The organism is Streptomyces deserti (assembly GCF_054782695.1).
On sequence record NZ_BAAGRZ010000001.1, the window covers coordinates 1,124,439 to 1,139,012 of the forward strand.

13 protein-coding genes and 1 tRNA gene are annotated in these 14,574 nt (G+C 69.9%); 11 read left to right on the forward strand and 3 right to left on the reverse strand.

Features of this window, described 5'->3' with window-relative positions; genetic code table 11:
• Window positions 1-28 precede the first annotated feature (28 nt).
• Genes desA through ACYVMZ_RS05035 form a run of 4 tightly spaced genes read left to right on the forward strand, consistent with a single transcriptional unit; the run spans window position 29 to window position 5,025 of the window.
• The gene (gene desA, locus ACYVMZ_RS05020) at window positions 29-1,471 is read left to right on the forward strand and encodes a lysine decarboxylase DesA (protein ID WP_461075799.1); all 1,443 of its coding nucleotides are present in this window, start codon (window positions 29-31) and stop codon (window positions 1,469-1,471) included.
• Window positions 1,455-2,729 carry a lysine N(6)-hydroxylase/L-ornithine N(5)-oxygenase family protein gene (locus ACYVMZ_RS05025; protein WP_461075801.1) on the forward strand — a complete coding sequence of 425 codons (1,275 nt, stop codon included), beginning with the start codon at window positions 1,455-1,457 and terminating at the stop codon, window positions 2,727-2,729. Before desA ends, ACYVMZ_RS05025 begins: the two co-directional genes overlap by 17 nt.
• A complete protein-coding gene (locus ACYVMZ_RS05030) occupies window positions 2,726-3,256 on the forward strand; it encodes a GNAT family N-acetyltransferase (protein ID WP_461075803.1) in 531 nt (176 codons plus the stop codon). Before ACYVMZ_RS05025 ends, ACYVMZ_RS05030 begins: the two co-directional genes overlap by 4 nt.
• Entirely contained in the window at window positions 3,253-5,025 is a 1,773-nt protein-coding gene (locus tag ACYVMZ_RS05035; RefSeq protein WP_461075805.1) for an IucA/IucC family protein, read from the forward strand. The genes ACYVMZ_RS05030 and ACYVMZ_RS05035 overlap by 4 nt, the downstream gene beginning before the upstream one ends.
• 106 nt (window positions 5,026-5,131) lie before the next feature.
• Here the strand turns inward: ACYVMZ_RS05035 and ACYVMZ_RS05040 are convergent, their stop codons facing one another.
• Window positions 5,132-6,733 carry a beta-N-acetylhexosaminidase gene (locus ACYVMZ_RS05040; protein WP_461075807.1) on the reverse strand — a complete coding sequence of 534 codons (1,602 nt, stop codon included), beginning with the start codon at window positions 6,731-6,733 and terminating at the stop codon, window positions 5,132-5,134.
• A gap of 62 nt (window positions 6,734-6,795) precedes the next feature.
• Between ACYVMZ_RS05040 and ACYVMZ_RS05045 the strand changes: the two genes are divergently transcribed.
• The 3 genes from ACYVMZ_RS05045 (at window position 6,796) to glmS (ending at window position 9,932) form a co-directional block, all read left to right on the forward strand.
• A complete protein-coding gene (locus tag ACYVMZ_RS05045) occupies window positions 6,796-7,695 on the forward strand; it encodes a DUF4429 domain-containing protein (RefSeq protein ID WP_461075809.1) in 900 nt (299 codons plus the stop codon).
• 148 nt (window positions 7,696-7,843) lie between these two features.
• Window positions 7,844-8,101 (forward strand): hypothetical protein, encoded by a 258-nt coding sequence (locus ACYVMZ_RS05050; protein ID WP_266924384.1) that lies wholly within the window; start codon window positions 7,844-7,846, stop codon window positions 8,099-8,101.
• Between the two features lie 13 nt (window positions 8,102-8,114).
• Entirely contained in the window at window positions 8,115-9,932 is a 1,818-nt protein-coding gene (gene glmS / locus ACYVMZ_RS05055; RefSeq protein WP_461075811.1) for a glutamine--fructose-6-phosphate transaminase (isomerizing), read from the forward strand.
• Window positions 9,933-10,036: 104 nt separating this feature from the next.
• Here glmS and ACYVMZ_RS05060 read toward each other — a convergent pair whose 3' ends face one another.
• A complete protein-coding gene (locus tag ACYVMZ_RS05060; RefSeq protein WP_461075813.1) occupies window positions 10,037-10,600 on the reverse strand; it encodes a GPR1/FUN34/YaaH family transporter in 564 nt (187 codons plus the stop codon).
• 150 nt (window positions 10,601-10,750) lie between these two features.
• Window positions 10,751-11,278, reverse strand: coding sequence for a universal stress protein (locus ACYVMZ_RS05065; protein WP_461075815.1), 528 nt, complete (start codon window positions 11,276-11,278; stop codon window positions 10,751-10,753).
• 320 nt (window positions 11,279-11,598) lie between these two features.
• Here ACYVMZ_RS05065 and ACYVMZ_RS05070 point away from each other — a divergent pair, with 320 nt between their 5' ends.
• The 4 genes from ACYVMZ_RS05070 to ACYVMZ_RS05085 all read left to right on the forward strand — a co-directional run bounded on the left by ACYVMZ_RS05070 (window position 11,599) and on the right by ACYVMZ_RS05085 (window position 14,537).
• Window positions 11,599-11,931, forward strand: a complete 333-nt coding sequence (locus ACYVMZ_RS05070; RefSeq protein WP_461075817.1) for a hypothetical protein — start codon at window positions 11,599-11,601, stop codon at window positions 11,929-11,931.
• Between the two features lie 377 nt (window positions 11,932-12,308).
• Window positions 12,309-13,607, forward strand: coding sequence for a helix-turn-helix domain-containing protein (locus tag ACYVMZ_RS05075; protein ID WP_461075819.1), 1,299 nt, complete (start codon window positions 12,309-12,311; stop codon window positions 13,605-13,607).
• 140 nt (window positions 13,608-13,747) lie between these two features.
• Window positions 13,748-14,356 (forward strand): oligoribonuclease, encoded by a 609-nt coding sequence (orn, locus tag ACYVMZ_RS05080; RefSeq protein WP_461075821.1) that lies wholly within the window; start codon window positions 13,748-13,750, stop codon window positions 14,354-14,356.
• A gap of 108 nt (window positions 14,357-14,464) precedes the next feature.
• Window positions 14,465-14,537 (forward strand) — tRNA-His (locus ACYVMZ_RS05085).
• Window positions 14,538-14,574 lie beyond the last annotated feature (37 nt).

Consider the following 14,574-nt stretch of genomic DNA (forward strand, 5'->3'; position numbering starts at 1 on the left):
CGGACTGTCCCCACCGGAGGACCCCCACATGCGCTCGCACCTGCTCAACGACACCACCGCGGAGCAGTACCGCCGCTCCGTGATCGACGGAGTCGAGCGGGTGGCCGCCAAACTCGCCACCACCGACCGGCCGTTCACCGGCGTCACGGTCGACGCCCTCGCTCCCCGCATCGACGAGATCGACCTCGACCAGCCGCTGCACGACACCGCCGCGGTGCTCGACGAACTGGAGGACGTCTACCTCCGGGACGCGATCTACTTCCACCACCCCCGCTACCTGGCCCACCTCAACTGCCCGGTCGTCATCCCGGCCGTGCTCGGCGAGGCCGTCCTGTCCGCCGTCAACTCATCCCTGGACACCTGGGACCAGTCGGCCGGCGGCACCCTCATCGAGCGCAAGCTCATCGACTGGACCGCTCAGCGGATCGGCCTCGGACCGGCCGCCGACGGCGTGTTCACCTCCGGCGGCACCCAGTCCAACCTCCAGGCGCTGCTGCTGGCCCGCGAGGAGGCCAAGACGGATTCCCTCGCCGAACTGCGCATCTTCGCCTCCGAGGTCAGCCACTTCAGCGTGAAGAAGTCCGCGAAGCTCCTCGGGCTGGGCCAGGACTCGGTCGTCTCCATCCCCGTCGACCACGACAAGCGCATGCAGACGGTCGCGCTCGCCCGCGAGCTGGAGCGCTGCAAGGAGGACGGCCTCGTCCCCATGGCCGTCGTCGCCACCGCCGGCACCACCGACTTCGGCTCCATCGACCCGCTGCCCGAGATCGCCGAGCTGTGCGAGCAGTTCGACACCTGGATGCACGTCGACGCCGCCTACGGCTGCGGACTGCTCGCCTCGCCCAGCCGCCGCTCCCTCCTGGCCGGCATCGAGCACGCCGACTCCGTCACCGTCGACTACCACAAGTCCTTCTTCCAGCCGGTGAGTTCGTCGGCGGTGCTCGTGAAGGACGCCTCGACGCTGCGCCACGCCACCTACCACGCCGAGTACCTCAACCCGCGCCGCATGGTGCAGGAACGCATACCCAACCAGGTGGACAAGTCCCTGCAGACCACCCGCCGCTTCGACGCGCTCAAGCTGTGGATGACGCTGCGCGTGATGGGCGCCGACGGCATCGGGCAGCTCTTCGACGAGGTGTGCGACCTGGCCCAGGAGGGCTGGAAGCTGCTCGCCGCCGACCCGCGCTTCGACGTGGTCGTCGAGCCGACCCTGTCCACCCTCGTCTTCCGCTATGTCCCGGCCGCCGTCACCGACCCGGCCGAGATCGACCGCGCCAACCTGTACGCCCGCAAGGCCCTGTTCGCCTCCGGCGACGCGATCGTCGCGGGCACCAAGGTGGCCGGCCGCCACTACCTGAAGTTCACCCTGCTCAACCCCGAGACGACGCCGGCCGACATCGCCGCCGTCCTCGACCTGATCGCCGGCCACGCCGAGCAGTACCTGGGAGAGACCCTTGACCGCGCTTCCTGAAGCCGCCCGCACGTATGACTTCGTGGGGATCGGGCTCGGGCCCTTCAACCTCGGGCTGGCCTGCCTGACCGAGCCCATCGCCGAACTGAACGGCGTCTTCCTGGAGTCGAAGCCCGACTTCGAGTGGCACGCGGGGATGTTCCTCGACGGCGCCCACCTCCAGACCCCGTTCATGTCGGACCTGGTCACCCTCGCCGACCCGACGTCCCCCTACTCCTTCCTCAACTACCTGAAGGAGAAGGGCCGCCTGTACTCGTTCTACATCCGGGAGAACTTCTACCCGCTGCGGGTCGAGTACGACGACTACTGCCGCTGGGCCGCGAACAAGCTGAGCAGCATCCGCTTCAACACGTCGGTCACCGAGGTGACGTACGAGGACGAGCTGTACGTGGTGCGAACGGCCGCCGGTGACACCTACCGCGCCCGCCACCTGGTCCTCGGCACCGGCACCCCGCCCTGCATCCCCGAGGCCTGCCAGGGCCTGGGCGGCGACTTCATCCACAACTCCCGCTACCTGGAGCACAAGAAGGAGCTCCAGGCGAAGGAGTCGATCACCCTGGTCGGCAGCGGCCAGTCCGCCGCCGAGATCTACTACGACCTGCTCAGCGAGATCGACGTCCACGGCTACCGGCTGAACTGGGTGACCCGCTCCCCGCGCTTCTTCCCGCTGGAGTACACCAAGCTCACGCTGGAGATGACGAGCCCGGAGTACATCGACTACTACCACGCGCTTCCGGAGCGGACCCGCTACCGTCTCACGGCCGAGCAGAAGGGCCTGTTCAAGGGCATCGACGGCGACCTGATCAACGAGATCTTCGACCTGCTGTACCAGAAGAACCTCGGCGGCCCGGTCCCCACCCGCCTGCTCACCAACTCCGCCCTCACCGGCGCGCGCTACGAGAACGGCACGTACACGCTCGGTTTCCGCCAGGAGGAGCAGGAGAAGGACTTCGAGCTGACCAGCGAGGGCCTGATCCTGGCCACCGGCTACAAGTACGTCGAGCCGGAGTTCCTCAAGCCCGTCCGCGACCGCCTGCGCTACGACTCCCAGGGCAACTTCGACGTGGCCCGCAACTACGCCATCGACGTCACCGGCCGGGGCGTCTTCCTGCAGAACGCCGGCGTCCACACCCACAGCATCACCAGCCCCGACCTGGGCATGGGCGCGTACCGGAACAGCTACATCATCCGTGAGCTGCTCGGCAGCGAGTACTACCCGGTCGAGAAGACGATCGCGTTCCAGGAGTTCTCCGTATGACCTTCACGTTCCGCCCCCTCGATCCCCTGAAGGACGCCGAGCTCCTGCACTCCTGGGTCACGCATCCCAAGGCGGCGTTCTGGATGATGCAGGACGCGAAGCTGGAGGACGTCGAGCGCGCGTACATGGACATCGCGGCCGACGAGCACCACCACGCGGAGCTGGGCCTGCTGGACGGCGCACCCGCCTTCCTCATGGAGAAGTACGACCCCGCCCACCGCGAACTGGTCGGCCTGTACGAGCCCCGGCCCGGGGACGTCGGCATGCACTTCCTGGTGCCGCCGACGGACACGCCCGTGCACGGCTTCACCAAGGCCGTCATCACGGCCGTCATGGCGCACCTCTTCGAGGACCCGGCCACCGCCCGGGTCGTCGTCGAACCGGACGTACGCAACAAGGCGGTGCACGCCCTGAACGCGGCGGTCGGGTTCGTGCCCGAGCGCGAGATCCAGAAGCCGGAGAAGAAGGCGTTGCTGAGCTTCTGCACCCGTGAGCAGTTCCTCGCCGCGACGGGGGTGGCCGGATGAGCCTCGCCGACGCCGTGGCCCACCTCTCCCCCGAGCGCTGGGAGCAGGCCAACCGCCTCCTGGTCCGCAAGGCGCTCGCCGAGTTCGCGCACGAGCGCCTGCTCACGCCCGAGCACGAGGAGGGCGATCGGTACGTCGTCCGCAGCGACGACGGCCTGACGAAGTACCGCTTCTCGGCCACCCGCCGCGCCCTCGACCACTGGCAGGTGGACGCCGGCTCGATCACCCGGCACCGCGACGGCGCCGAACTCCCGCTCGCTGCCCTCGACTTCTTCATCGAGCTGAAGAAGACCCTGGGCCTGAGCGACGAGATCCTCCCCGTCTACCTGGAGGAGATCTCCTCCACCCTCTCCGGCACCTGCTACAAGCTCACCAAGCCGAAGGTCACGGCGGCGGAACTCGCGCGCAGCGACTTCCAGGCCGTGGAGACCGGCATGACCGAGGGCCACCCCTGCTTCGTCGCCAACAACGGGCGGCTCGGCTTCGGCATCCACGAGTACCTGTCGTACGCACCGGAGACCGCGAGCCCGGTCCGGCTGGTGTGGCTGGCCGCGCACCGCTCACGGGCGGCGTTCACGGCAGGTGTCGGGATCGAGTACGAGTCGTTCGTACGCGACGAACTGGGCGAGGAGACCGTCGACCGCTTCCACGGCACCCTGCGCGACCAGGGTCTCGACCCCGCCGACTACCTCCTCATCCCCGTCCACCCCTGGCAGTGGTGGAACAAGCTCACCGTCACCTTCGCCGCCGAGGTGGCCAGGAAGCACCTGGTGTGCCTCGGCGAGGGCGACGACGAGTACCTGGCCCAGCAGTCCATCCGGACGTTCTTCAACAGGACCGACCCGCACAAGCACTACGTCAAAACAGCCCTGTCCGTCCTCAACATGGGCTTCATGCGCGGGCTGTCGGCCGCCTACATGGAGGCGACCCCGGCCATCAACGACTGGCTGGCCCAGCTCATCGACAACGACCCGGTGCTGAAGTCGACGGGCCTGTCGATCATCCGGGAGCGGGCGGCCGTCGGCTACCGGCACCTGGAGTACGAGCAGGCGACGGACCGCTACTCGCCGTACCGCAAGATGCTCGCCGCGCTGTGGCGCGAGAGCCCCGTGCCCTCGCTCCAGGAGGGCGAGCGGCTGGCGACGATGGCCTCCCTCGTCCACGTGGACCACGAGGGGGCGTCCTTCGCGGGCGCGCTGATCGAGCAGTCGGGTCTCACCCCGAGGGAGTGGCTGCGCCACTACCTGCGGGCGTACTACACCCCGCTGCTGCACAGCTTCTACGCCTACGACCTGGCGTTCATGCCGCACGGCGAGAACGTCATCCTCGTCCTGAAGGACGGGGTCGTGCGGCGGGCGATCTACAAGGACATCGCCGAGGAGATCGTCGTCATGGACCCGGACGCGGTGCTGCCGCCCGAGGTCACGCGGATCCGCGTCGAGGTCCCGGAGGACAAGAAGCTCCTGTCGATCTTCACGGACGTCTTCGACTGCTTCTTCCGCTTCCTCGCCGCGAACCTCGCCACCGAGGGGATCCTGGAGGAGGACGACTTCTGGCGCACGGTCGCGGAGGTCACCCGCGCATACCAGGATTCGGTGCCCGAACTCGCCGACAAGTTCAAGCAGTACGACATGTTCGCCCCCGAGTTCGCGCTGTCCTGCCTCAACCGCCTCCAGCTGCGCAACAACAAGCAGATGGTGGACCTGACCGACCCGTCCGGCGCCCTCCAGCTGGTCGGCAACCTGAAGAACCCCCTCGCGGAGTTCTGATCCCGAAGACGGGCGGGCACCCCGGTGTACGGTCCACCGGGGTGCCCGTCAGCATCGCTCGGCAGGATTCGCCGGCAGGTCTGCTCGGCGGGTCTGCTCGGCGGGTCTACTCGGCGGGCCAGGGCACCTGCGGTGACCGGTAGTACCCGATCCCCAGCGCGTCCCACCGCGGCCCCTGCGCCGCGAGCCGCAGCCGGTAGTCCTCCCAGTCGTGGGTGGCCGCCGGTGACCAGCCGAGTTCGGCGACGCCCGGCAGCCTCGGGAAGGCCATGTGGTCGATGTGGGCGGAGGTCTCGATGGTCTCCGTCCACAGCGGTGCCTCGACCCCCCGGATCGCCGCGGCGGGGGCTCCGGCGAGGTAGTCGCCCGGATCCCAGTCGTACGACCGCCGCACCTCGACGTACCCGGCCCAGGACAGCCCCAGCGGGGTGTCCTTGGTGTACTTCATGTCCAGGTAGATCCGGTCCGCGGGCGAGAGGATCAGCCCCGTCCCGCTCTGCGCGGCCTTCACCACCTGGGCCTTCTCCTCGGCGCTGGTGCCGTCCAGGCCCCAGTACTGGGCGAGCGCCCCCTGCGCGGGGGTGGCGCCGGTCAGCTGGTGCCAGCCGATGACCGTCTTGCCGTACTCGGCGACGATCGGCTGCACGCGGTCCATGAACTTCACGTAGTCGGCGTGGCTCGTGGAGTGCGCCTCGTCGCCGCCGATGTGGAGGTAGCGGCCCGGCGTCAGCGCGGCCAGCTCCCTGATCACGTCGTCCACGAAGTCGTACGTGATCTCCTTGCCCACGCACAGCGAGCTGAAGCCGACGTCGGTGCCGGTGTAGAGCGGGGGTGCCACGCCGTCGCAGTTCAGCTCGGCGTAGGAGGCGAGGGCCGCGTTGGTGTGGCCCGGCATGTCGATCTCGGGGACGACCTCCAGGTAGCGGGAGGCCGCGTACCGGACGATCTCCCTGTACTGGTCCTTGGTGTAGTACCCGCCGGGGCCGCCGCCGACCTGGGTGGAACCGCCGTAGGTGGCCAGGCGGGGCCAGGAGTCGACGGCGATGCGCCAGCCCTGGTCGTCGCTGAGGTGCAGGTGCAGTTTGTTGACCTTGTAGAGGGCCAACTGGTCGATGTAGCGCTTGACCTGGTCGACGGTGAAGAAGTGGCGGGAGACGTCGAGCATGGCGCCGCGCCAGCCGTAGCGCGGGGTGTCCCTGATCGTGCCGCCCGCGACCAGCCATGGCCCGGGTTGTACGGAGTTCCTCTCGACGGCGGCCGGGAGGAGCTGACGCAGGGTCTGGACGCCGTGGAACAGCCCGGCGGGCTCGGCCGCGGTGATGGTGACGCCCGTACGGCCGCTGTCCAGGCGGTAGCCCTCGGCGCCGAACGGGCCCTCGGCCAGGCGCAGTCGGATGCCGCCCCGGCCGTGCGCGGTCACCGGAAGGCGGTAGCCGGTGGAGGGCCGCAGAATGCCGGCCAGGTACTCGCCTATACGGCGGGTCTCACGGGAGTCGTCGACGCGGATGTGCGTGCCCCGGGTGATGCGGTACGGCGCTCCGCCCGGGTCGGCCGAGGCGGGCGCCGGGACGACGCGGTCGAGGGGCGTGGCGGCCCGGGCCTCGGCGGCCGGTGCCGCACCGCCGGTGTAGGCGCCCGCCGCCGCCACGAGCAGCAGGGACCCGAGAACTCGGGTGATACGGGGAGTCGTTCTGTGGTGCCGTCTCACATGCGCTCCCTTCGGGATTGGTAGAGACCACTCTCCCGCACAACCGGTGAAACAATCCCCCCATGGCGGAAATCATCCAGAAGGACGGCACGTGGGCCTTCGACGGCGACGCCCTGCGCCTGACTCCCGGACGGGACAAGAACGTCAGCCTGCTCCGCAAGACCCTGGGCGAACTCGTCGTGCCGCTGGGCGCGTTGGCGGGCATCTCGTTCGAGCAGGGCAAGAAGGCCGGGCGGCTGCGGCTGCGCCTGCGGGACGGTGCCGACCCGCTGCTGCACGCGACCGGCGGGCGGCTCACCGAGCCCCACGACCCGTACCAGCTGATCGTGGAGTCCGACCGCTACGGCGTGGCCGAGTACTTCACCGACGAGGTCCGCAACGCGCTGCTCCTCGACGAGGTGCCCGCCGACCCGGTGAGCGAGTACCTGCTGCCGGGTCCCGCCGTCCCGCTGTCCGTCTCCGCCGGGGACGGCACCGCGAGCTTCGACGGTGAGCGCGTCCGCCTGGAGTGGAACTGGAAGACCGAGGACGCCAAGGCCGCCGCCGGCCCCCGCACCCTCGCGCTGACCGACATCACCGCCGTGGAGTGGCACCCGGCGGTCGGCCTGGAGAACGGCCACCTCCGCTTCACCGTGCGGAACGCCCCCACCAAGGCCCCGCCGAAGTACGATCCCAACGCCGTGGAGCTGTGGGGCTTCAAGAAGGACCCGCTGATGGCGCTCGTCGCGGCCGCCGTGCAGGCCCGGCTCCCGCACCCGGCCCAGGCCCCGATGCCGGCCGCCGTCACGGACGGACGGCCGCCGGAGGCCGAAGCGCCCCGCCAGGCCGCACCCGTCACCGCCGAGGACGAGCACGACGCCCTCCTGCGACGGCTGCGCGAACTCGGCGAACTGCACCGCACCGGCGTGCTGACGGACGAGGAGTTCACGATGGCCAAGCAGGCGATCCTCAAGCGGATGTAGTCAGGCTGCGGGCAGGGTGAGTCGGGGCTGCTCGCCCACGCATCGCCCCACGCATCGCCTCACGCGTCGGTCCGCGCAGCCGCCCGCAGCTGCCCGGAATCGGGCAGGATTCTTGCGAAAGTGCCGCCGGTGCCTCAGGATCTACCGAGTGCACGACGAACTCGTTGATCATCTGACGCGGTCCACGCCCCTGAGCCGGGGCGAGGCGCTGCGTGTGATCCAGGACGTGCTCGCCTACTTCGACGAGACGACCGAGGAGTACGTCCGTCGCCGCCACCGCGAACTACAGGCCCAGGGCCTGGTGAACGCGACGATCTTCGAGCGGATCGAGGCGGATCTCAAATATCGCGCGGTGGCACCCCCGGAGCTCACGCTCCGGCAGCTGCGGCGCATTGTCTACGGCTGAGGAATGCGTATTTATGTGCGGAATCGTCGGATACATCGGGAAGCGTGACGTCGCCCCGCTCCTCCTGGAGGGCCTCCAGCGCCTGGAGTACCGCGGCTACGACTCCGCGGGCATCGTCGTCACGTCCCCGAAGACGGCCGGCCTGAAGATGGTCAAGGCCAAGGGCCGGGTCCGCGACCTGGAGGCCAAGGTGCCCGCCCGCTTCAAGGGCACCACCGGCATCGCCCACACCCGCTGGGCCACCCACGGCGCCCCCTCCGACGTCAACGCCCACCCGCACCTGGACGCCGAGGGCAAGGTCGCCGTCGTCCACAACGGCATCATCGACAACGCCTCCGACCTGCGCCGCAAGCTGGAGGCGGACGGCGTCGAGTTCCTCTCCGAGACCGACACCGAGGTCATCACGCACCTCATTGCCCGCTCGCAGGCCAGCAAGCTGGAGGACAAGGTCCGCGAGACCCTCCGCCTGATCGAGGGCACGTACGGCATCGCCGTGCTGCACGCCGACTTCCCCGACCGGATCGTCGTCGCCCGCAACGGCTCCCCCGTCGTCCTCGGCATCGGCGAGAAGGAGATGTTCGTCGCCTCGGACATCGCCGCCCTGGTCGCCCACACCCGCCAGATCGTCACCCTCGACGACGGCGAGATGGCCACCCTCAAGGCCGACGACTTCCGCACCTACACCACCGAGGGCACCCGCACCACGTCCGAGCCGACCACCGTGGAGTGGGAGGCCGCCTCCTACGACATGGGCGGCCACGACACCTACATGCACAAGGAGATCCACGAGCAGGCCGACGCCGTGGACCGCGTACTGCGCGGCCGCATCGACGACCGCTTCTCCACCGTGCACCTCGGCGGCCTCAACCTCGACGCCCGCGAGGCCCGGCAGATCCGCCGGGTGAAGATCCTCGGCTGCGGCACCTCGTACCACGCGGGCATGATCGGCGCCCAGATGATCGAGGAGCTGGCCCGCATCCCCGCCGACGCCGAGCCCGCCTCCGAGTTCCGCTACCGCAACGCGGTCGTCGACCCCGACACCCTCTACATCGCGGTCTCCCAGTCCGGTGAGACGTACGACGTGCTGGCCGCCGTGCAGGAGCTGAAGCGCAAGGGCGCCCGGGTGCTGGGCGTGGTGAACGTGGTCGGCTCCGCGATCGCCCGCGAGGCCGACGGCGGCATCTACGTCCACGCGGGCCCCGAGGTCTGCGTGGTGTCGACCAAGTGCTTCACCAACACCACGGTCGCCTTCGCCCTGCTCGCCCTGCACCTGGGCCGCACCCGCGACCTGTCGGTCCGGGACGGCAAGCGGATCATCGACGGTCTGCGCAGGCTGCCCGGCCAGATCGCCGAGATCCTGGAGCAGGAGGAGGAGATCAGGAAGCTGGCCCTGAGCTACGCCGAGGCCCGCTCGATGCTCTTCATCGGCCGCGTCCGGGGCTACCCGGTGGCCCGCGAGGCCTCCCTGAAGCTGAAGGAGGTCTCGTACATCCACGCCGAGGCCTACCCGGCCTCCGAGCTCAAGCACGGCCCGCTGGCGCTGATCGAGCCCGCCCTGCCGACGGTCGCGATCGTCCCCGACGACGACCTGCTGGAGAAGAACCGCGCCGCCATGGAGGAGATCAAGGCCCGCCAGGGCCAGATACTCGCCGTCGCCCACCAGGACCAGGAGAAGGCCGACCACACCATCGTCGTCCCGAAGAACGAGGACGAACTCGACCCCATCCTCATGGGCATCCCGCTCCAACTCCTCGCGTACCACACGGCATTGGCCCTGGGCCGGGACATCGACAAGCCGAGGAATCTCGCCAAGTCGGTGACGGTGGAGTAGCCCCCAGTTTTTCACAACAGAACGGACCCCCACGTGTCGCCACCAGACACGGGGGGTCCGCTCTCACGCGCCGGGGCCGCCCATACCCCGGCGCCGGCTGCCCATCAGCCGGTGGCCGTCACCCCCCGGCCGGCAGCGCGTCGCGGCAGTGCGGTCGGCCAGTGCGCCAGAGCCGCCGTCGCCGCGTACCAGGCGACGACCCCCGCGGCGACCGCGAACCACCCACCGACCTTCGCGAGGCTGCCGTTGTCGGCGAAACTCGCGATGGCCACAAGCAGCAGCGAGACGAAGAACAGCCCGTACGCGCCCTTGGCGAGCTGGTCACCGCCGGCCAGGGTCAGGGACAGCGCCACAAGGGCGAACAGCAGCAGGAACAGCCCCGCCGCGTTGGCGGAGACCTGGTTGTCGGCGGAGACGGCCCAGGTGAACCAGAGGGCGCCGAGTGCCGAGAAGGCCGTACCCGTGACGGTGTCACGGTCGCGGAACGCCAGCAGCCCGGCGACGAACAGGGCGACTCCGCCCACATACTGAGCGATCGACACGGCATCGGCCGCCGTCACGCCGTCGAGCACCTCGGTGGACCCGAGGCCGAAGGCCAACAGTGTGATACCGAGCGCGAGTCGGCCGACGATCGTAGTGGCGCTTCCCGCAGAGACGTCGTTGTCCACGGCGGGCTCCCTTCGTGCATGTGCAGTTGTGCGGTGACCGCTATATGCCCTTCACAAGGGCACAAACACCTCTACGCGCGAGTAGATTTACGCGGCACAGAAAGGGAGTTGGGGTTACCCAGATCTCATCTCACCTGGGCGAAAGACGAGTTACGGAATGACAACGACGGGCCGCTTCGCCCGCTTGGCGAGCCGCCCCGCGACGGAGCCGAAGAGCCGGCCCACGATGCCGTGGGTGGAGCCGACGACGATCGCGTCGGCCTCGTACTCCCGGCCGACCTCTTCGAGCTCGTGGCAGATGTCACCGCCGCGCTCGACCAGGATCCACGGCACCTCGGCGAGGTAGTCCGCGCAGGCGAGCTCCAGCCCCAGCACCTCGGTACGGTGGTCGGGTACGTCGACGAAGACCGGGGGCTCGCAGCCCGCCCACACCGTGGTGGGCAGCCGGTTGGCGACGTGGACGATGATCAGGCCCGCGCGGGAGCGCTGCGCCATGCCGATCGCGTACGCGAGGGCACGCTCACTGGACGTCGAGCCGTCGAAACCGACGACCACGCCGTGCTTGAAAGCGGGGTCGCACGAAGGACGTGCCTCTTCCGCCGCCAGAGGATCGGCCGCCGTCGGGTCGGCGACCGGTCGCTTGCGGTCCGCGGGTTCGGAGAATTCGTGACCGGCCATGGCTGTCTCGGCGTTGTGATCCTTGTCGGGTGGGGACGACAGTGTGCGGCGGAGCTGTGTCCGGGAATCATCTTCCCAACCCCATACCCCCAAGGGTACGGCGGCACGCCTCCTTCGCCCAGAGCCCGCGCGCCCTCGGCGGCGGGTTCAGGGGAGCATGCACGAGGGGACGCCCGTAACGCAATGGTTGCTGCGCTGTACAGGCGGTTCGCACGGGATTCACTTACCTCTGGGACTGCGGCGGCGACCTGCGGACGCACAGGGTGACCGACGGATCGGCCGCGCGTTGAACTCCGTGAGCCACGCCACAGGGAGCACGCATGTCCGGACGCCGTCACCCCGCCGAGACGGACCGCGCCGCCCCGCCGGCCCGGGACGCCGTGACCGACGTGGTCCGCTGGGCGGCCTTCAGCTGCCTCCTCGTCCCGGTCGTCCTGCTCTGGTGCGGCGCCTCGCTGGTCGGCGCCACCGGTACGGCCCTCGGCCTCGCGGCCGTCACGGGTGTCTGCCGCCTACTGCTGCGCCAGTCCGAGCGCGGCGCGGCCCGCCTCCTCGCCGAGGACGCCACGCCCCACCGCGGCCGGCACCAGCGCACCGGAACGGGCGCACACCGGGGTGGGCGGCACGGCGGCGGAGATACACCGGTCGGCTGACCGGTTTTCGCGCCCCCGGACGCTGCTTTTCAGCCAACTTCTGGTTCTCGTGCATGCCTTGCCCGAACCACCCCGCGCCCCCCGTTCCACCTGCACGGAAAGGGTCTGGACGGCCCTGCGCACCCTACGGGGATTGGCCACCGCGCCGAGGCGCACTTCCCTGCACCCTCCACGAGTGCAACGCTTCGTGATCGAATGCTTCACGCCAAGTTGCCAAGTCGACAATGTGCCGAGTGCCGAACCGGCCACCTCGGCACGACGGGACACAGTAGATTCGATCTTGACTGTCTACGGCGGGGGACTCGTGCAGGACCGAGGGGAAACGTGCAGGAGCGACACAACCGAGGAGCCGCGACCACCGAGGGGGGCTTAGCAGTATGAGCCACGACTCCACTGCCGCGCCGGAAGGCGCAGCCCGGAAACTGTCCGGGCGACGCCGCAAGGAGATCGTCGCGGTGCTGCTGTTCAGCGGCGGCCCCATCTTCGAGAGTTCCATTCCGCTGTCGGTGTTCGGGATCGACCGCCAGGACGCCGGCGTGCCGCGCTACCGCCTGTTGGTGTGTGCCGGCGAGGACGGCCCGCTGCGGACCACAGGGGGCCTGGAACTCACCGCACCGCATGGCCTGGAAGCGATCTCGCGCGCGGGCACGGTCGTCGTGCCGGCCTGGCGCTCGATCACTTCGCCACCGCCGGATGATGCGCTCGACGCGCTGCGCCGGGCCCACGAGGAGGGCGCCCGCATCGTCGGGCTGTGCACGGGCGCCTTCGTCCTGGCGGCGGGCCTGCTGGACGGCCGCCCCGCGACCACACACTGGATGTACGCGCCGACGCTGGCGAAACGCTATCCGTCGGTGCATGTCGACCCACGAGAGCTCTTCGTGGACGACGGAGACGTACTGACGTCGGCGGGCACGGCGGCCGGAATCGACCTGTGCCTGCACATCGTGCGCTCCGACCACGGCAACGAGGCGGCCGGGGCCCTGGCCCGCCGCCTGGTGGTCCCGCCGCGCCGCAGCGGAGGCCAGGAGCGCTATCTCGACAGGTCTTTACCCGAGGAGATCGGCGCCGACCCGCTCGCCGAGGTCGTCGCCTGGGCCCTGGAGCACCTCCACGAGCAGTTCGACGTGGAGACGCTGGCGGCACGCGCGTACATGAGCCGTCGTACGTTCGACCGCCGATTCCGCTCCCTGACCGGCAGTGCGCCGCTGCAGTGGCTGATCACCCAGCGGGTGCTGCAGGCGCAGCGCCTGCTGGAGACGTCGGACTACTCGGTGGACGAGGTGGCGGGCCGCTGCGGCTTCCGCTCGCCGGTGGCGCTGCGCGGCCACTTCCGCCGTCAGCTGGGCTCGTCGCCGGCCGCGTACCGGGCGGCGTACCGGGCCCGCCGCCCGCAGAGCGAGCGCACCCAGGACACCGACGGGTCCCCGACCCCGCCCAGTTCCGGTCAGGGCGGCGCGCAGGGCCAGCCGGGCGGGCACGCGGGCCAGTCGGGCCACTCGCCGACCGCTCCGCACCCGGAGAGCCCGGTCCCGCTGCAGTCGCGCCGCACGGCTGCGGCGAGCGCCGTCGGACAGGCGGCGTCGCTGTCCGCGTCGACGTCCGCGTCGTCGGACAACGGCCGCGAGGCGTACGCGGGGAGCCGGGCGAGCCTGCCGGGGCAGCGCGGCGGGACGTGAGCCCGTAACCGGACTCGACCCCACCGGGCCCGTGCGGAGACAGCCTCCGCACGGGCCCGGTGCCGTGCGCGGCCGCTGCCGCCGGGCCACCGCGCACACGGCCGGACCGGCGGGCGCATGCGGGCCGTAAGGTGAGACACATGAACGATCGCATGGTGTGGATCGACTGCGAGATGACCGGCCTCTCGCTGTCGGACGACGCGCTCATCGAGGTGGCCGCCCTCGTCACCGACTCCGAGCTGAACGTGCTCGGCGACGGCATCGACATCGTCATCCGCCCGCCGGAGCGGGCGCTGGAGACGATGCCGGAGGTGGTGCGTCAGATGCACACCGCGTCCGGGCTGCTCGCGGAGCTCCCGAACGGCACGACGCTGAAGGACGCCGAGGAGCAGGTCCTGGCGTACGTGAAGGAGTACGTCAAGGAGCCCGGCAAGGCGCCGCTGTGCGGCAACTCGGTCGGCACCGACCGCGGCTTCCTGCTCCGCGACATGCCCACGCTGGAGGACTACCTCCACTACCGCATCGTCGACGTGTCGTCGATCAAGGAACTGGCCCGCCGCTGGTACCCGCGCGCGTACTTCAACAGCCCCGAGAAGAACGGCAACCACCGCGCCCTCGCCGACATCCGCGAGTCCATCGCCGAGCTGCGCTACTACCGCGAGGCCATCTTCGTCCCGCAGCCCGGCCCCGACTCCGACACGGCCAAGGCGATCGCCGCGAAGCACGTTCTGCCTGCTCAGCAGGCGTGACAGGGCCACTCGGAGGGGCGCCGCGAAAGCCGGGCGCGAGCACCCCTTCGGACCCTGTACACTTTTTCTCGGCCGGTCGGGGAAATCACTGACTCCACACCGGTCATGGTGGGTGTAGCTCAGCTGGTAGAGCACCTGGTTGTGGTCCAGGATGCCGCGGGTTCGAGTCCCGTCACTCACCCTGAGTGATCAGCCGGTGACCTTGAGTGCAAGGTCAC